Raw genomic sequence first — 22,787 nt, forward strand, 5'->3', positions numbered from 1 at the left:
TTAAGAAAGGAATGTGATTACAAGGTATCATGAAAAAGATAATCATTATTTCTGCCACTACTATTGTAATCGGTATCACTTCTTTCGCTTACTTTAGTTCTAAATCACCACTACAAAATGAGGCGAAAGCTGTCGAAAGTCAACAGCATAGTAATCACCAAAAAGAAGAGATTCCTGCTTTTCCAAAAGCTGATCATACTGCAAAGAAGCTAGAGAATGATTTTTCCGTTGTAACAAATCCAGAGTCTAACCTTGTCTTAGTTAATAAACATCGAAAACTACCAGACGGATACATACCTGAAGACTTAACAAGACCAAACGTACCATTTACTAGTCCAAAAGATAAAGAAAAGACATTGCTGCGTAAAGATGCTGCAGATGCGCTTGAAAATATGTTTGAAGCAGCAAAGAAAGAAGGACTGGAACTTACAGCTGTATCTGGTTATCGTTCATACAAACGCCAGAAATCATTACATGATACATACGTTAGACGTCAAGGAAAAGCTGAAGCTGATTCAGTAAGTGCCATTCCTGGTACGAGTGAACATCAAACTGGTTTAGCAATGGATATTAGTTCAAAATCTGCTAAATTCCAATTAGAACCTATTTTTGGAGAGACAGCCGAAGGAAAATGGGTTGCAAAACATGCCCATGAATTTGGCTTTGTCATTCGTTATTTAGAAGATAAAACAGAAACCACAGAATATTCATATGAACCGTGGCATTTGCGCTACGTTGGTAATCCATACGCTACATACATATATAAACATCATTTAACATTAGAAGAAGCAATGAAAGACAAAAAATAAGAGAGCAAATTGCTCTCTTATTTTTATTTCAATCTATCATTATAGTAATTTTTTCTTCCACTCTTCAGGCCATGGTTCGCCTCTTCCCGTTTTTTTCGATGCTTGAACCATCATTCCACGACCGACTAAACAAACTTCTCCTTCTGCATTCTTCACCATGTAATGCAAATCTAAAGAAGAATTCCCAACCGATCCCGCTTTTACATATACCTTCAACTGTTCATCAAAATATATTTGCTTAATAAAATTGCATTGTAAATCTGCAACAACGATCATCGTTTCTGAAGATTCATGCGTCCATTCTTGCATAAATCCAAGTTCTTTAAACAATGCGATACGCGCTTCTTCAAAATAGGTGAAGGCAATGACATTATTTACATGCCCAAACATATCTACTTCACCAAAACGAACTTTTACAGGATTGTAAAATGAAAAACCACTTTCCCATTGCTCAAAATCTTCAATATAAGAAATCCTCTTCATTATTCTCTCTCCTTTTCGCTCTTAAAATAAACAGAATAAACAGAAAAATAAAGTTATAAATATTGCCTCTTCAACATGAAGAGGCAATATTTATTAATAGTTATTGTCGCTACCAAAGAAATCTTTGAACGATTGAATTGTTGTATCACGGTTTAATGCCGCAATTGAAGTTGTTAATGGAATACCCTTTGGACATGATTGCACACAGTTTTGAGAGTTACCACAGTTTGCAAGTCCTCCATCTCCCATAATTGCACGTAAGCGATCTGCTTTATGCATTTCACCCGTCGGATGTGAGTTGAATAAACGAGCTTGTGATAACGGTGCTGGTCCAATAAAGTCAGATTTACTATTTACGTTTGGACATGATTCTAAGCAAACACCACATGTCATACATTTTGAAAGCTCATAAGCCCATTGACGTTTCTTCTCAGGCATTCTTGGTCCTGGTCCTAAGTCATACGTACCATCAATTGGAATCCAAGCCTTAACGCGTTTTAGAGCGTTAAACATGCGACTACGGTCAACTTGTAAGTCACGTACAACCGGGAATGTCTTCATCGGCTTTAAGCGAATTGGTTGTTCTAACTGATCAATAAGAGCTGTACATGATTGACGTGGTTTTCCGTTAATCACCATCGAACATGCGCCACATACTTCCTCTAAACAGTTCATATCCCATGCAATCGGAGTCGTCTGGTTTCCTTTTGAATCAACAGGATTACGACGAATTTCCATCAGTGCCGAAATAATGTTCATATTTGGACGATATGGAATTTCAAACTCTTGGTCAAACTCTTGTGCATCTGGTCCATCTTGTCTCGTAATGATGAGGCGGATTGTTTTCTCAGACATGTTGCTTATCCCCCTTCTCTTCACCCTTAGAAGCTACATCATGTTTTGAGGAATAGTCACGTTTACGTGGTTTAATTAATGAAACATCCACTTCTTCGTAATGGAATGCTGGTGCATTTCCTTCTCCTTCAAATTTCGCCATCGTAGTTTTTAAGAAGTTTGCATCATCACGATTTGGGAATTCAGGTTTGTAATGCGCCCCGCGGCTTTCATTACGGTTATATGCGCCAATTGTAATAACACGTGCTAACTCAAACATATTTGCAAGTTGGCGTGTAAATGAAGCACCTTGGTTACTCCATCTCGCTGTATCGTTAATGTTAATGCGTTTGTAACGCGCCATTAACTCTTCAATTTTCGCATCAGTTTCTAGTAGCTTTTTATTTTCACGAACTACTGTAACGTTATCTGTCATCCATTCTCCAAGCTCTTTATGAAGAACATATGCATTTTCGTTACCATCAAGCGTTAAAATATTGTTAAATTTCTCTGTTTCGATTAATTCATTTTGCTCATATACAGTAGATGAAACAGCATCAGACGATTTAGAAAGACCTTTCATATACTCAATCGCGTTCGGTCCTGCTACCATACCACCGTAAATTGCTGATAATAGTGAGTTCGCACCAAGGCGGTTACCACCGTGCATAGAATAATCACACTCACCGGCTGCAAATAAACCTGGAATACTTGTCATCTGCTTATAATCAACCCATAGTCCGCCCATTGAATAGTGAACTGCTGGGAAGATTTTCATTGGTAGTTTACGAGGATCATCACCTGTAAACTTCTCATAGATTTCAATAATTCCACCAAGTTTAATATCTAGTTCTTTCGGATCTTTATGAGAAAGATCTAAGTACACCATGTTTTCACCGTTAATACCTAATTTTTGCTCTACGCAAACGTCAAAGATTTCACGCGTTGCAATATCACGAGGTACAAGGTTTCCGTAAGCCGGATATTTTTCTTCTAGGAAGTACCATGGTTTACCATCTTTATATGTCCAAACACGGCCACCTTCACCACGTGCAGATTCACTCATAAGACGTAATTTATCGTCTCCAGGAATTGCCGTTGGATGAATTTGAATGAACTCGCCGTTTGCATAATATGCACCTTGTTGATATACAGCAGAAGCTGCTGTACCTGTATTAATAATAGAGTTAGTTGATTTTCCAAAGATGATACCAGGGCCCCCTGTTGCCATAATCACGGCATCAGCTTGGAAACTTTTAATCTCCATTGTTTGTAAGTCTTGTGCAACGATTCCTCGGCACACACCTTCGTCATCAACAACAGCTCGTAAGAAATCCCAACCTTCATATTTCGTTACAAGTCCTGCTACTTCGTGACGACGTACTTGCTCATCTAATGCGTATAGTAATTGCTGTCCAGTTGTTGCACCAGCAAATGCTGTACGGTGATGTTGCGTTCCACCAAAACGACGGAAATCAAGAAGTCCTTCTTCCGTACGGTTGAACATAACACCCATACGGTCCATTAAATGAATGATACCAGGTGCTGCTTCACACATTGCTTTAACTGGCGGTTGGTTCGCTAAGAAGTCCCCACCATAAATTGTATCGTCAAAGTGGATCCATGGAGAATCCCCTTCACCTTTCGTATTTACGGCACCGTTAATTCCACCTTGGGCACATACAGAATGTGAACGTTTTACTGGTACTAAAGAAAATAGTTCAACATTTACTCCTGCTTCTGCCGCTTTAATCGTTGCCATTAAGCCGGCCAAGCCACCGCCGACTACTATAAGTTTCCCTTTCATGCTCTCCCACTCCTTACTGGTTTGCTAGCTGTGGATCGATGAACGCTAATAATGCACTCACACCTACATAAGATAGACCTAAGAAAATAGCTAATGTTACATAAGTAGAGATTCTTTGTGAACGTGGTGATACTGTAATTCCCCAGCTTATGCAGAATGTCCATAGTCCATTTGCAAAGTGGAAAATTGTTGAAACAACACCAACTAAGTAGAATGCAAACATAGCTGGATTGTTTAAAATATCTGCCATCATATCATAGTTTACCTCTTTACCTAACAATGCTTGAATACGAGTTTCCCAGACGTGCCAAGAAATGAAAATCAGTGTAACGATACCTGAAATTCTTTGGAAGACGAACATCCAGTTACGGAAATAACCGTAAGATACCGCATTGTTCTTAGCTGTAAATGCAATATATAAGCCATATATAGCATGGTACAGTATAGGTAAAAAGATGATGAAAATTTCTAGCGCATACCGGAATGGAAGGAGCTCCATAAAGCCTGCAGCTTTGTTAAAAGCCTCTGCTCCTCTTGTTGCAAAGTTGTTTACAATTAGATGTTGCGTCAAAAAGACACCAACCGGGATGACCCCCATTAATGAGTGCCACTTACGAAACGTATACTCGCGGCCTTTCATGTCCCCATTACCCCCTTGAATGTTTGACTGCTGTTTTCAGATTAATTTACAACAATAATGTTTTTTCACTATTGGCATAAGAAAAACTGAAAAAATTATTCGAAATATTTCAGCATAATTTGATAACAAGTTCATTTTACCCCTATTTTTGTCGAAGCGTCAAGAAAACGTATACATAATTTGCATATAATTTGCCAATTCTTTTTCCCTTCTTATATATTCAGATTTCCCCAAAGAAAAATCTGTTTTTATAAACGAGAAATGTTATATAATAATCCCTATAGAAAGAGGGGAATATTGTGAGTAAAAATACAATCGATACAACATCTTTAGAAGATGTTTCATTGAACGCCTTCGCTTATGAATTGCTACGTGAAGAATTACTACCTGATTTAATCGGTAACGATTTAGATGGTATTTTATACTGGTCTGGTAGAAACCTTGCAAGAAAATATCCACTAGAAACAATTGAAGAAGTCATTCAGTTCTTTGAAAAAGCTGGCTGGGGCACTTTAAGCATTATTGAACATAAGCGTCGTGAAATGCAGTTCCAACTTAAAGGCACACTCATCGCTGAACGTCAAAAACAAAACAGACATTCTTCTTATCAATTAGAAGCTGGATTCATCGCTGAACAAATTCAAAAGCAACGAAACGTCGTTGCAGAGTCCTATGAAGAAAAGAAAAAACGTTCCGACTCTATTACATTTCTTGTGAAATGGGATATAAAAGATCTCATTGAAGTGTAGCATTACCTACAGTCAACTAGACATATAAGTTTAGTTGACTTTTTTGTATTTTCATTCAGTTAGATTTATTTTAAATCTTCAGAAATTATACCAAAAAACAGAAGACGTTGTAAACTACAACGTCTTCTTATCTGTTAAATAAGTATAAATTGTTTCCGCGACATTTTTCGGCATACCCGCTTCGACAAATTCAGCTAAAGAAGCTTCTTTCATCTTCTTTAATGAACCAAAATGTTTTAACAATATCTTTTTTCGTTTATCACCGATTCCTGGAATATCATCCAGTGCTGATTGAATGACAGATTTCCCGTGTAATTGACGATGGAATGTAATCGCAAATCGATGCACTTCATCTTGAATGCGCTGCAATAAATAAAATTCTTGGCTATTTCGCTCAAGCATCACAGGTTCAGGTGGATCTCCAATAATTAAATGGGAGGTTTTATGTTTGTCATCTTTTACAAGCCCTGCCATCGGAATATATAAACCGAGTTCGTTTTCTAGAACATCACTTACAGCTGCCAGATGCCCTTTTCCACCATCAATAATGATTAAATCTGGTAAAGGCAAACTCTCTTTCAGTGCCCTTGTATAACGGCGTCTCACAACTTCTCTCATAGACTCATAATCATCTGGTCCTTGAACCGTTTTAATTTTATATTTCCTATATTCTTTCTTAGCTGGTTTCCCATCGATAAAAGCAATCATTGCAGAAACAGGATTTGTCCCTTGAATATTTGAGTTATCAAACGCCTCAATACGATAAGGTGTTTCAATCCCGAGCTGCTTCCCTAAATGATCTACCGCTTTAATCGTTCGCTCTTCATCACGTTCAATTAAGTAGAATTTCTCTTCAAGAGCAATCTTCGCATTTTTACTTGCTAATTCTACAAGATCTTTTTTCTTACCACGTTTCGGCTGTGTCGCTTCAACTTCTAAAAAGCGCTCTACTAACTCTGAGTCTATACTTCCTGGAACGACAATTTCCTTCGGCTTAAAATGACTGCTGTTCTCATAAAATTGACCGATAAACGTTAAAAATCCCTCTTCTGGTTCATCGTAGATTGGAAACATAGAAACATCACGTTCAATTAGCTTTCCTTTTCGAACGAAGAAAACTTGAACACACATCCAACCTTTATCAACTGCATACCCAAACACATCACGATCCACTAAGTCACTCATAATCATCTTTTGTTTTTCCATAATCGCATCGATATGAGCAATTTGATCACGTAACTCTTTTGCACGTTCAAATTCTAGTTTCTCTGAAGCTTCATACATCTTTGTTTCTAATTCTGAACGAACTTCTTTATGCCCACCATTTAAAAACTTAATAATTTCATCTACAATTTCTTTGTTTTGTTCTTCCGTCACTTCTTTCACACAAGGTGCTAAACATTGACCCATATGATAATATAAACAAACTTTATCGGGCATATTTGAGCACTTACGAAGCGGATACATACGATCTAGCAGTTTTTTCGTTTCATGAGCTGATTGTGCATTCGGATAAGGGCCAAAATACTTTCCCTTATCCTTTTTTACATTTCGCGTAATAAGTAATCGCGGCTGTTTCTCAGCTGTAATTTTAATAAAAGGATATGTTTTATCATCTTTTAATTGAATATTATATTTTGGATCATGTTTTTTTATTAAGTTTAACTCTAAAATGAGAGCCTCTAAATTTGAGGAGGTTACAATATATTCAAAATCTACAATTTCTCCTACAAGCCGCAGTGTTTTTCCATCATGCGAACCAGTAAAGTACGAGCGCACACGATTTTTAAGCACTTTTGCCTTTCCGACATATATAACCGTTCCTTGCTTATCTTTCATTAAATAACAACCAGGTTGATCTGGTAAAATAGCCAATTTTTCTTTTAAATGTTCGTGCACTCGTTACCCTCCATTTCTACATGCTTAGCATCTTTATTTTCACATGAAAACATACTATGCCAAAACACCCAACATACGTTCCTTTATTGTAACGGAAAGGTGTAAAAAAGGAAAATAAAAAAGGCTACCAAATGGTAGCCCTTTATTTTAGAAGTGTTTAGAAACTAATTCTACTAACGCTTCTTTCGGTTTGTAACCTAACGCTTGATCAACTACTTTACCGTCTTTTAATACGAAAAGAGCTGGAATGCTCATTACTTCGAATTGACGAGCAGTTTCTTGGTTTTCATCCACGTCTACTTTTACTACTTTTACTTTTTCGCCTAATTCTGCATCAATTTCCTCTAATACAGGAGCGATCATTTTACAAGGTCCACACCAAGGTGCCCAGAAATCTAATAATACAACACCTTCGCTAGTTTCAGCTGCGAAGCTTTGGTCATTTGCATTTACAATTGCCATTTTATTTCCTCCTTCAAGTATATTCTACCAAGAGTATATCATTAACTTATATACGTGGCGAATAATATGTATCGTTATGTATTGTAACAAAAAAGTGTTCCTTTATACTATATAAAAATACGGAGTAAATACTAAAAAGATGAGAGACAGGGGATCTCTCACCTTTTCTATATATAGGGGTACTTCACTTGGAACTCAAGGGTACTCAAATCATGAATGTACTTTTAACTTTTTAAACTCTTCTGTTAAAAGAGGTAAGACTTCAAATAGATCGCCAACAATACCATAGTCAGCTACTTTGAAGATACTTGCTTCTGGGTCTTTATTAATCGCAACGATTATTTTTGAGTTAGACATACCAGCTAAATGCTGAATCGCACCAGAAATACCGCATGCAATGTATAAGTCCGGCGTAACAACTTTACCAGTTTGACCAATTTGTAATGAGTAATCGCAATACTCAGCGTCACAAGCACCACGAGATGCTCCAACAGCGCCGCCTAATACGTCAGCTAACTCTTTTAATGGCTTGAATCCTTCTTCACTCTTCACACCGCGTCCACCAGCGATAATAACTTTCGCTTCAGAAAGGTCAACACCTTCTGCCGTCTTACGGACGACATCTTGAATAATTGTACGTAAATCTTTCACATCTACTGTAATAGAAGACACGTCACCACTGCGAGACTCATCTTTTTCAAGTGTCGCAATGTTATTTGGACGCACTGTCGCAAATAAGATACCGTCTGTTACAATCTTCTTCTCAAACGCTTTACCAGAGTAAATTGGACGAGTAAAGATAACATTTCCACCTTCAACTTCTAAAGCAGTTACGTCAGAAACTAGACCAGCTTCAAGCTTCGCTGCTAATTTTGGTGATAAATCTTTACCAAGTGCTGTATGTCCAAATACAATACCTTCTGGCTTTTCTTCAGCATATACAGCTGAAAATGCTTGTGCATAACCATCAGATGTATATGATTTTAATTTATCATTTTCAACTGTCACAACGCGATCTGCACCGTAATGAATCAATTCATTTGCAAAAGAGGCAACGCTGTCTCCAACTAGAAGACCTACTACTTCACCGCCTTCTGCAATTGTTTTTGCTGCTGCTACCGCTTCAAACGAAACGTTACGTAGCGATCCATCACGAACCTCACCCATTACTAATACTTTACGAGCCATAGATTTTCCCTCCTGCATATATAATTTCGTATTTTATTAGATTACTTTCGCTTCTGTATGGAGCAACGATACAAGTTCTTTTACTTGATCTTGCAGCTCGCCTTGTAACACTTTTCCTGCATCTTTCTTAGGAGGCAAATAGATTTCAATTGTTTTTGTCTTTGCTTCCACATCATCTTCTTCTAAATCTAAATCATCTAATTCTACTTCTTCTAGTGGCTTTTTCTTCGCTTTCATAATACCTGGAAGCGATGGATAACGAGGTTCATTTAAACCTTGTTGTGCTGTTACTAAAACTGGTAATGAAGTTTCAATCACTTCCGTATCACCTTCAACATCACGCTCAATCTTCACGCTTGTACCGTCAATTTCAAGTTTTGTAATTGTCGTTACGTACGGAATATTTAACGCTTCTGCTACGCGTGGACCAACTTGTCCAGATGCACCATCAATTGCAACGTTCCCGCCTAAAATTAAATCTGCATCTTTATCTTTTAAATATTCAGCAAGTACTTTTGCTGTCGTGAACTGGTCACCATTTTCCACATCATCTTCAATATTAATTAATACAGCTTTATCGCAGCCCATCGCTAATGCCGTACGAAGTTCTTTCTCACTATCTTCGCCACCGACTGTTACAACAGTAACTTCGCCACCTTGTGCGTCTCTTACTTGAATTGCTTCTTCAATCGCATATTCGTCGTAAGGGTTGATGATGAATTCCGCTTCGCCATCGTAAATTGCACCGTTTTTAATTACGATTTTTTCTTCTGTATCAAATGTTCGTTTCATGAGTACGTAGATGTTCATTCCATTTACCCCCTTGTTTTTCAGAAAGATTCTATCAATTTTAATTTTCTGTTAATTTATATTAAAAAAATAATTAAACTACCTGCCACTAAATGAAGGCTTACGTTTTTCTAAAAACGCTGCTACACCTTCTCTTCCATCTTCACCCGTAAATACTTCACCAAAGATTTGAGCTTCGCGTTGTACACCTTCATAATAATGAGACGATTTCGTCGTTTGCAATAACTCTAGTACAGCACGAGTCGTCGCTGGGCTTTTTCCAGCAATCTGTTTTGCAACTTTAAGCGTATCATCTAAAAATGTTTCTTCAGCAAAAACTCCGTTAACAAGTCCCCATTTTAATGCTTCTGCACCAGTAATCGGTGTACTTGTTAACATCATTTCACAAGCTTTCGCTTTCCCAACATAACGTGGTAATCGCTGTGTACCTGCAAATCCAGGAATTAATCCAAGTGTTAATTCAGGTAACCCAAGTTTTGCACTTTCAGTTGCAAAGCGCATGTGGCAAGACATAGCAAACTCAAGGCCGCCGCCAAGTGCCGCTCCATGAATTGCCGCGATAACTGGTTTTGAACATTTTTCAACACGCTCAAACGTAACTTGTCCAAGCTGCGCTAATTCTGTCGCTTGCTTCGCTTCAGTAACAGATGTAAATTCTTTAATATCTGCTCCCGCCGAGAAGAAGCGCCCTTCACCGTGAATAACAACAACACGAATGTTATCATCCTTCTCCACTTGATCAATTAATTCAGTAACGTCATGCATAACTTGTGAAGACATCGCGTTTGCCGGCGCATGATTTAACGTCGCCACCGCGATATGATCTTCAACTCTTACAGATAGGAATTTCAACATGATCCCTCCCATTATTGACGATAACCACAAGCTGCAATAAGTAGCCCATGTACCGTTTTTGAAAGTGCGACCAGATCATACTTATGATCGCTCATTACCCAATTGGTCACAACTTCATCTACTGTTCCAAAGATCATTTGTCTTGCCACGCGAACATTTAAATCCGCTTGGAATTCACCTTGCTTTATACCTGTCTCTAAAATCTCATCCATAACTTGTAAGTAGCCTTTTAATACTTCATTTATTTTCAGGCGTAAGTCTTGATTGGACTGTCTTAGCTCTAATTGCGTAACGATAGCAAGAGGATCATTTTGTGATAACAGCAAGAAGTGCGTTTCTACCAACATGAATAACTTCGATACAGCGCTTTCAATTCCTGCTGTTTTTTGACGAATTGTTTCGACAAAATCTCCCATCTTCTCTTGAAATAAGGATATTAATATATCTTCTTTATTTTTAAAATATAAATAAATCGTGCCATCAGCTACCCCAGCTTGCTTTGCTATTTTAGAAACTTGCGCTTGGTGGTACCCATTCTCCGCAATCACAATGACTGCCGCATCAATAATTTGATTGTATTTCGGTCTATTTTTTTTCACTTTACTGTCCCCTTCAAGAAGATGACTGAATGAATAGTCATTCATATTCTTATAATACTGACTATTTAGAAAAGTGTCAATCCTATTTTTTCAAAAAGAAAGGGCCTTAGCCCGTTTGCTCATCCTCATTTTTTCTTTTCTCTTCATCTATTAGGACACGGCGTAAAATTTTTCCAACTGTCGTTTTCGGTAATTCATCTCTAAACTCATATACTTTCGGCACTTTATAAGCCGCTAAATATTTACGCGCAAACTGGTTTAATTCTTCCTCAGAACACTCCGCACCTTCTTTTAACACAACAAATGCTTTAACCGTCTCTCCCCGGTACGGATCGGGAATTCCAATCGTCACTACTTCTTGCACTTTTTCATGCTCATATAATACTTCTTCTACTTCACGAGGATACACATTAAATCCACTCGCAACAATCATATCTTTCTTACGGTCTTTCACATAGAAAAATCCATCTTCATCCATGTAACCAACATCCCCTGTATGAAGCCATCCGTCTTGCAATACAGCTGCTGTTTCTTCTGGCTTATTCCAATACCCTTTCATAATTTGAGGACCCTTTACAACAATTTCACCAATTTCACCCGGAGGTAAAGCCTCTCCAGTTTCAAGTGACATAATGTTTGCCTCTGTATCTGGCCACGGCACACCTATACTTCCTGGCACGCGTTTTTCCCACAAAAAATTCCCATGTGTAACTGGCGACGACTCCGTTAATCCATAACCTTCTACCAATTTTCCACCTGTAACTCTCTCAAACTCTTCCTGTACTTCTACAGGAAGCGGGGCAGATCCACTAATACAAGCTTGAATAGAAGAAATATCATATTCTTTTAAGAGGGGACTATTTAATAGAGCAATATAAATGGTCGGTGCCCCTGGAAATAGTGTGACTTTATGTTTTTTTATCGCTTCAAAAACCATTTTCATATCAAACTTCGGAATCAGCACCATTTTATATCCTTGCATAATACTTAAATTCATTACAGCTGTCATCCCATACACATGAAAGAACGGAAGGACGCCAAGAATTACTTCTTCTCCTTCTTTACAATTATATAGCCAATGAGCTCCCATTAACGTGTTCGAAACAAGGTTTTTATGCGTCAACATAACGCCTTTCGGAAACCCAGTTGTTCCTCCTGTGTACTGTAAAAGAGCTAGATCATTTTCAGGATCACAAGGAACTTCAACATTAGCATTACTTTCTCGTTCTACTGATTTCCATAGATGAATTGTTTCGCTTTCCGACACATTCACAACAAGATTTGCCTGCTTTTTTTGTACAAATGGATAAAGTAAATTTTTAGGGAAGGGTAAAAAGTCCGCAATTCGAGTTACGATAATATGTTCAATTTTTGTAGCAGATTGAACATTCGTTACTCTCGGAAACACTAAATCGAGACAAAGAATTACTTTTGCTCCCGAGTCATGAAGCTGGTATTCTAATTCTCTTTCTGTATATAGTGGATTTGTTTGTACTACGATACCTCCCGCAAGTAATGTACCATAATAACCAATTACAGACTGCGGACAGTTCGGCAACATAATAGCAACTCGATCACCCTTTTCCACACCGAGCTTTTGAAGATAATTTGCAAACCTCTTCACCTTATCGTGGAAGTCTGAAAATGTAATATCCTTCCCTAAAAAGTGAAGCGCTTTCTTTTCTGGGTAACAGGAAGCCACCCGTTCCACATATCCATGAAGCGGCTGAATATCATAAGAAATCGTACTTGGAATTTCTTCTGGATAACTTTTCAACCATGGTTTTTCCACCTTCATTCCCCCTTCAAATACATAAAAATAAATGAATGTTCATTCATGATGGTTGTTTTCATTATATTATAGTCGCCATAACGTTACAATCATAATATTCTGACTTTTATATAACTATGCTTCACTCCATTAACTTCTTATTATATGTATAAACTCTCCTCATCTTAAAAGAATAAGAGAGTTATTATTTAGCTTAACCTTATTATCGTTAACACAGCTCCTGGTGTAGTTGTTGATAACGTTGCAACAGCTAACACACCAAATAGTTGCAAACTAATGGCACTTCCAGCCGCAAGAGTCGTAATAATTGTTGCACTAAATGATGTAGTTGCTAACGCAGGAGAATTGATCGTTCCAGCAAGAGGTGCACCATTAATTGTAATCCGCGAACTGACTAATAATGAAGTCGTTATATTAATCGTATATGAAATATAATAATTCCCAGCATTTGCAGCCGTAAATACTGTATTCCCCCCGGAAACCGTAATACCTGGACCAATATTTTGATTATTCGGAAGCGGGACATTCGTTCCACCAAGAAGTACCGATATCGCTGTTCCCGATGTATTATTTGCAAAAGCGTATGTTGCCGTTATACTTGTGCCAGTTGCCCCCGTGTCTCCTGTTGCTCCTGTTGCTCCTGTTGGACCCGTTATTCCCGTCGCTCCCGTTGGACCTGTTGCCCCTGTTATTCCTGTCGCTCCCGTCGCTCCCGTTGAACCTGTTATTCCCGTCGCTCCCGTCGGGCCTGTTGAACCTGTTATTCCCGTCGCTCCTGTTGCTCCTGTTACTCCCGTCGCTCCTGTTGGACCTGTTACTCCCGTTGGACCTGTTGGGCCTGTTACTCCCGTCGGGCCTGTTGAACCTGTTATTCCCGTCGCTCCTGTTACTCCTGTCGCTCCTGTTGGACCTGTTACTCCCGTTGGACCTGTTGGGCCTGTTACTCCCGTCGCCCCTGTTGGACCTGTTGCTCCCGTTATTCCCGTCGCCCCTGTCGGACCTGTTGCTCCCGTTATTCCCGTCGCCCCTGTTGGACCTGTTGCTCCCGTTATTCCCGTCGCCCCTGTTGGGCCTGTTGCTCCCGTTATTCCTGTTGCTCCCGTTGGACCTGTGTCACCTGTTGGACCCGTTGCTCCCGTCGGACCTGTTGGGCCAAGCTTAGGAACTGTCCCATCACAACTAAAACAGCATGAATCAACATGTACACCATTTTGATTATTACACCCACAATATCCATTTATATTATTGCTCCATGAAGACATGTTGATCACGTCCTTTACATTCAATCTTTTAAGTACAATCACCGAGTTAGAAAGCACCTATCTAAATAACAAAGAAATACTTTACCTAGTGGGGATAAACACAGATTTATTCCATACATTCTAGTAATTATTACATGTGATTCGCTCTCTTTTTGCTTGTACTTTCGCCTTCTTGCTCAAACGAAATTCTTTTTCTCCATTCTGCATATACATATAAATTTCAATCCAATTGGTTTATTCATCGGCGGACTACTTGCAGTTGGAATTGTACTTTTCTTTTCATGAAAATTAGGATTTAGCCCAACACCCCTTACTTTAATAGGAATCGGTATTTCAGCTCTCGGCTCAGCGATTATTCAACTCTTTATTGTTAACGCAAATTTGAACGTTGCTGTACTTGGATCAACTTATTTCTTATGGTTGATGAGGAAGAGTGGGAAGAAAGTTAGTTAAAAAGGAAACTGTCTTTTTTTCACGAATTTAACCTATGAACATAACTAGGAGGGATAAATATGTACCAAACAATTGAAGGCTTCTTGCAATCATGGACATACGAGGCTGAGTCTACTCAGAAAATGCTTGATTCATTAACCGATGCATCTTTATCACAAGAAATTGCACCTGAGCATTGGACGTTAGGCAGAGTTGCTTGGCATATCGTGACGGCAATTCCAGTTATAATATCTGGTACGGGACTTAAATTTGAAGGGGAAACGAAAGATTATCCTGTTCCAACTTCAGCTAAAACAATTGCTGATGAGTATCGTATAGTGAATGCAACTTTTGTTGAAGCACTTCAAAGCGAATGGACTGATAAAGATTTAGCAACTATGAATGACTTCTTTGGTCGTCCTATGCCGAATTCTATATTTTTAATGACACTTATTAATCATCAAAATCACCACCGCGGACAAATGACAGTTTTAATGCGACAAGCTGGCTTAACAGTTCCTGGCGTATATGGTCCTGCAAAAGAAGAATGGGCTGCCGCTGGAATGGAAGCTCCTAAAATGTAACAACAGAAAAAGACAAGGTGTTTACACATCTTGTCTTTTTCTGTAACTTGTTTCATGTGAAACTATTTTACTAACTTCTATTATTGGAGTTATCAGCGTATCTCTTTATTTCACAAGTTATGGTACCCCTTGGAGAAAACAAACAGCAATTACGGAAACAAAAGAATATATTACAAAATACTTTGATCTAGATGCGGAAGTCAAAAATACTTCTTACGATGCTAAAATGAATAGCTATGCAATCTCCTTTGAAACAAGTACCGACGGCGAGTTTACTATCGTAATATAAAAGTCCTAATAACTTTAATATTTCTCCAGGAGTGCAAAAGTATTTAAGCACACACTCTAAATTTACAAAGTAGTAACGAAGCATACATATACAAAAAAGAGTTGGTGTAACGCCAACTCTTTTTACTTATTCCTGTCATACTGTTATATCTTCCTTCTCTATATTTTTAATTCCGTAATATGCAATCGCTACTCCAATTGCCGCCAATGCTAGTTGAAGGGGAAGTAAAGTTGCTGTAGGAAACGCTGGGTTGCTATTCATTGCAATTGAGACAACGATAAGAGATGAAACAATTGTAGTTGGTACTGAACGTTTACGCATTCCGAAATATAATGGGATTAAACTCATTCCCGCAGTTGCAATGGCTAAAGGAACCAGTTTTATTCCTTCTTGCACCAATTGATCTACTGTGAATGAATGAGGAAGAATTGAAAAATAACTATCTATCCCAAAGAAAATTCCTACTACTAAAATGTTAGATACAATAACTGTTATAAATGTTACTATCGCTGTAATAGCCAACTTACTAGCCATCATCTTCTTTCGGTTAATAGGATAAGAAAACATGAGTAGTATTGTTTTATTTTTATATTCGCCAATTATTAACCTTGCAATTAATACACTACCAAAAATAATAAATGTTGCTCTTACTACTGCACTAGCCGTTAACAAAATCATCTGCGGATCTCTTATTTCTGGATCTCCTTCTATTTGTGCAACGAAACTAACAAAGATTAATAATGCCAGTATAATGATATTTGCAATAACTGCTCCCCTCACATACCATCCAAACTTAAACTTCTTCAATTCTAGTTTCATAAGATGTAGCATGATAGTCCTCCTTCCTCCTAAGACTTAATCAATATAAATGACTCCTGTTTCACTTAAAATCTTCGCTTCATTTTTTGCATCACCAATCGTTCCTACTTTTATTTTTTCTGTATTTTTATCTATCTTAAGTCCTTTTACATTCACCATTACGTCAGACGAATTACTTTTAGCCGTAAGTTTCAAAGAAGTCGGAACACCTTTATACCGTACGCCAATATCTCCTGATTTTGTTTCTACAAATAATGATTTTCCTTCTTTCATATCTTTCAGTAATACTTCCCCGGATGTTGAAGTGATGTTCATATTTTCGTTTTTTACATTTTTCACATAATTATCGCCAGCAGTAGAAGTTATATTTACTTCTTGTAATGAACTATCTTTTAACATCAAATCCCCACTTTCGGATATGAACTCACCCTTCTCTACCGATAGTCCTGTAATCATTCCATCTCCAGACTTGCCTTTTGTCACGATACTTTTTACTACTATATCGTTTATTTTCACATCACCCGATTTATTATTTACTACAATTTTGTCTATTTCTTCCCTCGGAATAGCTATACATATACTATTTTTCTTCCTAAACGTAAAACCATTAAAAAATTTGGTCACCTTTTGTTTTTGCTTAATCACAATTTTATTTTCGACATTTTCTATTTTGACGGGATCTATCTCTTTATCTACTTGTTGACCTTGAGCGGAAATTACTATTTTATTAGCGTCTGTACTTTTAAATTCAATATTCCAGTTTTCATTGTCTACTTCTATTTCTTTTATATTATTGATCTCAAAAGACTTTTCTTGCTTAAAATCTTTCACCTGAAATATCTTAAAACCAAAAACCACACTAGCAATTGTCAGAAATAAAATTGCAATTACTATTATTTTTTTCACTGTTCCTACCCCAGTTCGTCGTTGTTTTAAGCTTCCTTCACGCTACATCAATCTTGTCGATTTTACGATACGAAAGATAACTAATGAAAATTCCTAATAAACAGAGCACTATTGGGATAGCTATAAAATCAAACATACTTACTTGACCATTTCCAGGACCAACGTTACCATTAATCAGCATACCAATTATTACTGCTGAAGTAATCGTTGTCGGTGTCGATTTCTTTCTCATTCCAAAAAATAAAGGAATTAAACTTATACCAGATATCATAAATGCACTTATAATAGTAGTTGGAACGGTAGCTATTATTTCCCCCATCGTAACAGGCGTTTCAAGTATTCCTATTATTGGATTCATACAGAATATGAGCAAACTAATAATAAATGTTGCGATTATCGTGCTCACAAAGCAAAAACTAAAAACAATTGCTAATTTCGCTCTCATTAGTATTTTCCTTTGCAGTGGGTACATAAATAGTAGCTGTATTGTTTTGTTCTTGTATTCATCAATCACTAAACGTGATAAAATAACCGATGCAAAAATAATAAATGTAATTCTAATAAAAATATTTGCTAAAGACATGTATTCCATATAGTTAGAGAACATCAACTCATCCTCTACTTTAGATGCCCATGCCATAAGACTTACCGCAGCAAAAATTGCTATAATACCAATCGCTGCTCCTTTAAAATAACTAGATAATTGATGTTTCTTCCACTCGAGCTTCATTAATCTAAACATTCAAACCACGCCTCCATTCTTTATATAACTGTCTCTACACTACTAACATTCTAATTCCAGCAGTAACTACACTTAACATTCCTATCACTAGTAGAATTAACAACCATTTCCGCTCTGGTTTTCTATAATATAAAATCCCACTTATGAACATTACGACCAATCCACTTACTAGATTCACTAACAATCCATTAAGCATGAATGCCCTCTCCATCCATTACATTTAAGAAATATTCCTCTAAGGAACTATGTTTCTTATTAATACTTTCAATTTCCACATCGTTCATAATAAGTGCTTTTGAAATGGCTTGCTGAGACACTGCCGTATCATACACACGAATCATATTTCCGCTCATTATTTTATAATTTTTTATACCAAGTTTATCTTCTAAAATATAAGCTGCACGCTTCACATCAGGAACAGTAATTTCAATGTACTCTGTTTGTTTTCCGTTAATACTCTTCATTGAAACTTCTTTTATTAGCTTTCCATTTTGAATCATACCGATTGTATCTGCCATTAGTTCCATCTCGCCTAAAATATGACTAGAGACTAATAACGTAATACCATATTCTTTGCAGAGCATTTTAAATAAGTCTCGTAACTCTTTAATACCAATTGGATCTAAACCGTTTATGGGTTCGTCTAAAATGAGCAATTCTGGCTTTGTCACGATTGCCCTTGCAATACCAAGTCGTTGTTTCATTCCCAATGAAAAATCTTTTACTTTTTTATTATCTATCCCTTGCAGTTTCACTAAATGTAATGCATGGTCAATTGCGTTTTTATCGTAATAGCCCATATATTCACAATGTAATTCTAAATTTTCTTTCGCCGTTAATTTATCATAAAAGATTGGGTATTCAATAATTGTCCCCATTCTTTTTAATACTTCATAAGATGTGTCTGTTAACTTCTCACCTAAAATTTCAATCTCACCGCTCGTCGGTTTTATTAAATTTGTAATCATTTTCATAATCGTTGTTTTACCAGCACCATTCGGTCCTAAGAAACCGTATATCTCTCCTTTTTTCACATGCATGTTAACGCTAGAAATAACTTCTTTCCCTTTAAACACTTTCGTTAACTGATTCGTTTTTAATATATAGGTCATGTCACTTTCCCCTTTCGCACTACTTTATATTTTTATAATAGACAACGGAAATCTCTTTTTTCTTACCCGTTTCTTACAAATTCCTTACGCTGAAAAAAAAGCTTGTAGAATCTACTTCTCTACAAGCTAAAACTGCATCTTTTTTAATGCAACTGTAAAAATTGTTTTTTCATACGGCTTACTAGAAAGATGAATTTTTCCATCCATCGCTTCCACAAGCCTTTTCGTAATCGTTAACCCTAAACCGCTTCCTTGGTACAATCTATTTCTCGAATCTTCAAGTGTGTACATACGCTCAAACACTTTATCAATATGAGATTCATCAATCCCTTTTCCTTTATCCCATACGTCTATATACACATTCGTTTCATCATCTCTTAACGTCATACCCAGTATCTTTCCATCGTCTCCATATGCAATTGCATTTGATATTAAATTGTTCAATACCCTACCTAATACTTCTACATTTCCAAGTGCATATATATTTCTTTCTGGTATATCAATATGAACATGAAAACCTTTCGACGTCACTAAATCATAAAAAGATAAAATCTTCTCACGACAAACTTCATTCATATTCACTTTTGTCATCTCGATTGCTTTGTCACCAGATTCTAATTTTGCTAAGTCAAAAAACTTATGAATTAGTTCCATTACTTCTAGTGTTTTCACATGCACCTTTTCAAGTAATATTTGTTGTTCTTCTTTATTCATTGTTTTATCCTTATTTAACATTTCTGTATATCCAAGAATAACTGTTAGCGGTGTTTTCAAGTCATGTGAAATATTTGAAAGCATTTTTCTCATCGAAATTTCTACTTTCGCATGATCTGCACTCGTTTTCTGTTTTGCATCTAATAATTGATTAATTGCCACTAATAATTTTTGCAATTCTAGATTATCTGTCATAACGAGTAACTTCTCGCCTGTTTGTCCATTTACAATGCTCTCTAACTTTTCATATGTGTATCGTAAATTTTCACTACTATTTTTCCTCATTTTATATTGTATGTAAATGACGCATAACAATATAAAAATAATACCTAGTAACAAATTGACCATACTACATCACTTCCAACTTATAGCCGATGCCCCATAACGTTTTGATATATTCTGGATTAGATGGATCACTTTCGATTTTCTCACGCAATCTCCTCATATGAACATTAATAACGTTATCATCTCCATAATACTCTTCGTTCCAAACTAACGTATATATTTGCGCTTTTGTAAATACACGATTTTGATTCTTTACGAACAGTTTTAGAATCTCAAATTCTTTTAAAGTAAGTTTGAGAGGCTTCCCGTCTTTTTCCACAGTAAAATTAATGGGATCAATCGTTAAATCACCAATTTGAATCATCTTTTCTGTTGTTTCTGTAGCCGAATATTTCGTAGATCTCCGAATACCGGCTTTTACACGTGCAGCCAATTCAATCATAGAAAATGGCTTACAAATGTAATCATCTGCTCCAAGTCCTAATCCAACAGCTTTATCAACATCTGTATCTTTTGCCGACATCATTAAAATCGGAACAGCACTTTTTTCTCGAATAATTCGCACGACCTCTAAGCCATCTAGCTTTGGCATCATAATGTCGAGGATAACTAAATCAAAGGATGATTTAAAAAATGATTGCACCCCTTCTTCCCCGTCAGACGCGATTGTAACTTGAAAACCTTCCTTTATTAAATACTTTTCCACCATCTCTTGAATTGAAATATCATCTTCAACTAATAAAATATGATGTGACATATGTCTATCCCCTTTTTTACAAACATTAACATTTCAATTGTATCGTAACGAATGAATACTGGAAAGAATTATATGAATTTTCAAACCAACTTCCCTTCCTCCCCTAACAATGATATGATAAAATTCACTACGATTGTTCATAATTAACTTTATATAAAGGAGACTTATCATGTCAGAAAACAAAAAAGTAAGCTTAGCTGATTTAATGCGCGAACAACTTGCAAAGAAAAAGCAAGGAAATGGAAATGGGTCAAATAATACAAATCAAAGCCAAGAAACGAAAAAATTACAAAACCAACAAACGAAGAAAACAAACAACCAACGTAGACGTACAGGTGTATAAATGAACGGACAAAAACGTTCTAATATCGCACCCGGTCTTGAAGTTGATATTGTATTAAAACAAGATCAACGAACAGGCAAATTAACACGTGGAATTGTAAAAGATATTTTAACAAACTCCCCTTCCCATCCTCATGGCATTAAAGTGCGATTGCAGGACGGGCAAGTCGGTAGAGTACAAAATATCGTTCAATAAGAAAAGGAGCTCAAGTCAACTCGAGCTCCTTTTCTTTATTACCCTTTAATTTTCTCGATGAAAACTACTTTTAAATAGTCTCCTTCTTTGAATTGATCAATGGTACGAAAATCTTCTGGTAAAGAATGTTCTTCTAATATTTTATATTTGCCATTCATTTCTTTAAATGCTGTATCGATAAAGCCTTTAAACTTTTTCATATCGAATGCGCTACAATTTGTAGAAGCAACGATAATCCCGTTATTTTCTGTAATGGCAATTGTTTCTTTTAATAAATTTTTATAATCTTTTGCTGCACTAAATGTATATTTTTTTGAGCGTGCAAAGCTTGGAGGATCAAGTACAACCATATCAAATTTCATATTTTTCTTCGCTGCATATTTGAAGTAAAGAAATACATCTTCTACAATAATATCTTGCGCTTCATAATCAACTTCATTTACACTAAATTGCTCAATCGTTTTACTTAAACTACGATTTGCAAGGTCGACACTCGTCGTTTTACTCGCTCCGCCAAGCGCTGCAAATACAGAGAAAGCACCTGTATAAGAGAACATATTTAATACTGTTCTCCCCTTTGCATATGTATCACGTATTTGTTTTCGAACGTTACGCTGATCTAAAAATACACCAACCATCGCTCCGTCATTTAAATAAACAGCAAAGTTCACACCGTTCTCTTTTACGATAAGCGGGAACTCACCGCGCTCTCCTGCTACGAAATCATCGCCTTCAATGTATTTCCCTTTCGTATCAAAACGCTTTTTCTCATAAATACCTTTAAAGTTTGCTACTTTTTGAAGAGCTGCTATAATCTCATCTCTGAAAGTATAAATCCCTTCACTATACCAACTTACTACATAATAGCCGTCATAATAATCGATAATTAAGCCTCCAAGACCATCACCTTCACCATTTAGGGCACGGAATGCTGTCGTATCACTTGATTTGTAAAATTGCTTTCGTTTATGTAAGGCAGATTTTATTTTACTTTCAAAGAAAGATTGATTAATTTGTTCACTCTCTTTTCTCGTTAAAATCCAGCCGTATCCTTTATTTTGTTTTCCATAATAACCTTTTCCAATAAAATGGTTCTTCTCATCCACTACTTTAATGATTGTTCCTTCTTCCTGAACATCATTTAAATTTTGAATCGCATCTTTTAAAATAAGCGGATATCCACTTTTAATTTCTTTTATAAATTTCGGTTTTATTTTTACAGTTATTTCTGATCGCATATAATAACTTCCTTTCCATTTGCATGCTTTCTCTATAGGAAGCATTTAAAAAACGAGCCTGAAAAAACAGCCTCGTTTCACTATACCATATTATTGCTTTGCTAGTACAACTCGCTCATTCTCTCACTTAACCGCCACATATTTACTACATTTTAAAATGGAAATCTTACTGTCCAAAATAA

General features: G+C 36.6%; 25 protein-coding genes and 2 pseudogenes. 7 read left to right on the forward strand and 20 right to left on the reverse strand.

The window, feature by feature from the left end; genetic code table 11:
• The first annotated feature begins 29 nt into the window (after positions 1-29).
• Positions 30-809: a M15 family metallopeptidase gene (locus tag J0835_RS22125; RefSeq protein ID WP_048541274.1), complete on the forward strand. Its 780-nt coding sequence runs from the start codon at positions 30-32 to the stop codon at positions 807-809.
• A 39-nt stretch (positions 810-848) separates the two neighbouring features.
• On the opposite strand, the gene J0835_RS22130 is transcribed toward J0835_RS22125, so the two are convergent.
• From J0835_RS22130 to sdhC, 4 genes are all read right to left on the reverse strand, one after another.
• The gene (locus J0835_RS22130) at positions 849-1,292 is read right to left on the reverse strand and encodes an acyl-CoA thioesterase (RefSeq protein WP_087982234.1); all 444 of its coding nucleotides are present in this window, start codon (positions 1,290-1,292) and stop codon (positions 849-851) included.
• A gap of 93 nt (positions 1,293-1,385) precedes the next feature.
• Positions 1,386-2,147, reverse strand: coding sequence for a succinate dehydrogenase iron-sulfur subunit (gene sdhB / locus J0835_RS22135; protein ID WP_001291830.1), 762 nt, complete (start codon positions 2,145-2,147; stop codon positions 1,386-1,388).
• Positions 2,140-3,933: a succinate dehydrogenase flavoprotein subunit gene (gene sdhA / locus J0835_RS22140; protein WP_087982236.1), complete on the reverse strand. Its 1,794-nt coding sequence runs from the start codon at positions 3,931-3,933 to the stop codon at positions 2,140-2,142. The genes sdhB and sdhA overlap by 8 nt, the downstream gene beginning before the upstream one ends.
• A gap of 13 nt (positions 3,934-3,946) precedes the next feature.
• Positions 3,947-4,573: a succinate dehydrogenase cytochrome B558 gene (gene sdhC, locus J0835_RS22145; RefSeq protein WP_000678353.1), complete on the reverse strand. Its 627-nt coding sequence runs from the start codon at positions 4,571-4,573 to the stop codon at positions 3,947-3,949.
• Positions 4,574-4,872: 299 nt separating this feature from the next.
• On the opposite strand from sdhC, the gene J0835_RS22150 reads away from it, so the two are divergent.
• Positions 4,873-5,322, forward strand: coding sequence for a YslB family protein (locus J0835_RS22150; protein WP_000042225.1), 450 nt, complete (start codon positions 4,873-4,875; stop codon positions 5,320-5,322).
• Positions 5,323-5,436: 114 nt separating this feature from the next.
• Here J0835_RS22150 and uvrC read toward each other — a convergent pair whose 3' ends face one another.
• From uvrC to J0835_RS22190, 8 genes are all read right to left on the reverse strand, one after another.
• Positions 5,437-7,221 carry an excinuclease ABC subunit C gene (gene uvrC, locus J0835_RS22155; protein ID WP_087982238.1) on the reverse strand — a complete coding sequence of 595 codons (1,785 nt, stop codon included), beginning with the start codon at positions 7,219-7,221 and terminating at the stop codon, positions 5,437-5,439.
• A gap of 147 nt (positions 7,222-7,368) precedes the next feature.
• Positions 7,369-7,683, reverse strand: coding sequence for a thioredoxin (trxA, locus tag J0835_RS22160; RefSeq protein ID WP_001018943.1), 315 nt, complete (start codon positions 7,681-7,683; stop codon positions 7,369-7,371).
• Positions 7,684-7,893: 210 nt separating this feature from the next.
• Positions 7,894-8,871 carry an electron transfer flavoprotein subunit alpha gene (gene etfA / locus J0835_RS22165; protein WP_000101968.1) on the reverse strand — a complete coding sequence of 326 codons (978 nt, stop codon included), beginning with the start codon at positions 8,869-8,871 and terminating at the stop codon, positions 7,894-7,896.
• A gap of 36 nt (positions 8,872-8,907) precedes the next feature.
• A complete protein-coding gene (etfB, locus tag J0835_RS22170; RefSeq protein WP_087982240.1) occupies positions 8,908-9,681 on the reverse strand; it encodes an electron transfer flavoprotein subunit beta in 774 nt (257 codons plus the stop codon).
• 78 nt (positions 9,682-9,759) lie between these two features.
• On the reverse strand, positions 9,760-10,536 hold the full coding sequence (locus J0835_RS22175) for an enoyl-CoA hydratase (RefSeq protein WP_000911294.1): 777 nt from the start codon (positions 10,534-10,536) through the stop codon (positions 9,760-9,762).
• 11 nt (positions 10,537-10,547) lie between these two features.
• Positions 10,548-11,135 (reverse strand): TetR/AcrR family transcriptional regulator, encoded by a 588-nt coding sequence (locus J0835_RS22180; RefSeq protein ID WP_000742213.1) that lies wholly within the window; start codon positions 11,133-11,135, stop codon positions 10,548-10,550.
• A 106-nt stretch (positions 11,136-11,241) separates the two neighbouring features.
• Positions 11,242-12,927, reverse strand: a complete 1,686-nt coding sequence (locus J0835_RS22185; protein ID WP_140386895.1) for a long-chain-fatty-acid--CoA ligase — start codon at positions 12,925-12,927, stop codon at positions 11,242-11,244.
• A gap of 188 nt (positions 12,928-13,115) precedes the next feature.
• Complete coding sequence (locus tag J0835_RS22190) at positions 13,116-14,189, reverse strand: BclA C-terminal domain-containing protein (protein WP_140386896.1); 1,074 nt, start codon at positions 14,187-14,189, stop codon at positions 13,116-13,118.
• 219 nt (positions 14,190-14,408) lie between these two features.
• Here J0835_RS22190 and J0835_RS22195 point away from each other — a divergent pair.
• From J0835_RS22195 to J0835_RS22205, 3 genes and pseudogenes are all read left to right on the forward strand, one after another.
• A pseudogene (locus tag J0835_RS22195) lies at positions 14,409-14,600 on the forward strand (iron chelate uptake ABC transporter family permease subunit); the annotation flags it as partial.
• Between the two features lie 101 nt (positions 14,601-14,701).
• Positions 14,702-15,205, forward strand: a complete 504-nt coding sequence (locus J0835_RS22200; RefSeq protein ID WP_087982244.1) for a DinB family protein — start codon at positions 14,702-14,704, stop codon at positions 15,203-15,205.
• A gap of 64 nt (positions 15,206-15,269) precedes the next feature.
• Positions 15,270-15,567: pseudogene (locus tag J0835_RS22205) on the forward strand (YfjL-like protein).
• 62 nt (positions 15,568-15,629) lie between these two features.
• Here the strand turns inward: J0835_RS22205 and J0835_RS22210 are convergent.
• The 7 genes from J0835_RS22210 to J0835_RS22240 form a co-directional block, all read right to left on the reverse strand.
• Entirely contained in the window at positions 15,630-16,325 is a 696-nt protein-coding gene (locus J0835_RS22210; RefSeq protein WP_087982246.1) for an ABC transporter permease, read from the reverse strand.
• Between the two features lie 24 nt (positions 16,326-16,349).
• On the reverse strand, positions 16,350-17,219 hold the full coding sequence (locus tag J0835_RS22215) for a DUF4097 family beta strand repeat-containing protein (protein ID WP_333728164.1): 870 nt from the start codon (positions 17,217-17,219) through the stop codon (positions 16,350-16,352).
• A 37-nt stretch (positions 17,220-17,256) separates the two neighbouring features.
• Entirely contained in the window at positions 17,257-17,961 is a 705-nt protein-coding gene (locus tag J0835_RS22220) for an ABC transporter permease (protein ID WP_087982250.1), read from the reverse strand.
• Positions 17,962-17,995: 34 nt separating this feature from the next.
• Positions 17,996-18,157 (reverse strand): hypothetical protein, encoded by a 162-nt coding sequence (locus J0835_RS22225; protein ID WP_000931777.1) that lies wholly within the window; start codon positions 18,155-18,157, stop codon positions 17,996-17,998.
• Entirely contained in the window at positions 18,150-19,073 is a 924-nt protein-coding gene (locus J0835_RS22230) for an ABC transporter ATP-binding protein (protein ID WP_087982252.1), read from the reverse strand. The genes J0835_RS22225 and J0835_RS22230 overlap by 8 nt, the downstream gene beginning before the upstream one ends.
• A 126-nt stretch (positions 19,074-19,199) precedes the next feature.
• Positions 19,200-20,135: a HAMP domain-containing histidine kinase gene (locus tag J0835_RS22235; protein WP_087982254.1), complete on the reverse strand. Its 936-nt coding sequence runs from the start codon at positions 20,133-20,135 to the stop codon at positions 19,200-19,202.
• Position 20,136: 1 nt separating this feature from the next.
• A complete protein-coding gene (locus J0835_RS22240; protein WP_087982256.1) occupies positions 20,137-20,829 on the reverse strand; it encodes a response regulator transcription factor in 693 nt (230 codons plus the stop codon).
• Between the two features lie 169 nt (positions 20,830-20,998).
• Between J0835_RS22240 and J0835_RS22245 the strand changes: the two genes are divergently transcribed.
• Together J0835_RS22245 and J0835_RS22250 are read left to right on the forward strand one after the other, a co-directional pair.
• On the forward strand, positions 20,999-21,172 hold the full coding sequence (locus tag J0835_RS22245) for a hypothetical protein (RefSeq protein ID WP_001293585.1): 174 nt from the start codon (positions 20,999-21,001) through the stop codon (positions 21,170-21,172).
• Entirely contained in the window at positions 21,173-21,367 is a 195-nt protein-coding gene (locus tag J0835_RS22250) for a YwbE family protein (RefSeq protein ID WP_001014310.1), read from the forward strand. It abuts the gene before it with no gap.
• A 38-nt stretch (positions 21,368-21,405) separates the two neighbouring features.
• Here the strand turns inward: J0835_RS22250 and J0835_RS22255 are convergent, their stop codons facing one another.
• A complete protein-coding gene (locus tag J0835_RS22255; RefSeq protein ID WP_001255862.1) occupies positions 21,406-22,605 on the reverse strand; it encodes a class I SAM-dependent rRNA methyltransferase in 1,200 nt (399 codons plus the stop codon).
• Positions 22,606-22,787: the final 182 nt, after the last annotated feature.

Origin of the sequence: Bacillus cereus group sp. Sample62 (assembly GCF_036851315.1) — a bacterium.
Classification (GTDB): Bacteria; Bacillota; Bacilli; order Bacillales; family Bacillaceae_G; genus Bacillus_A; species Bacillus_A wiedmannii.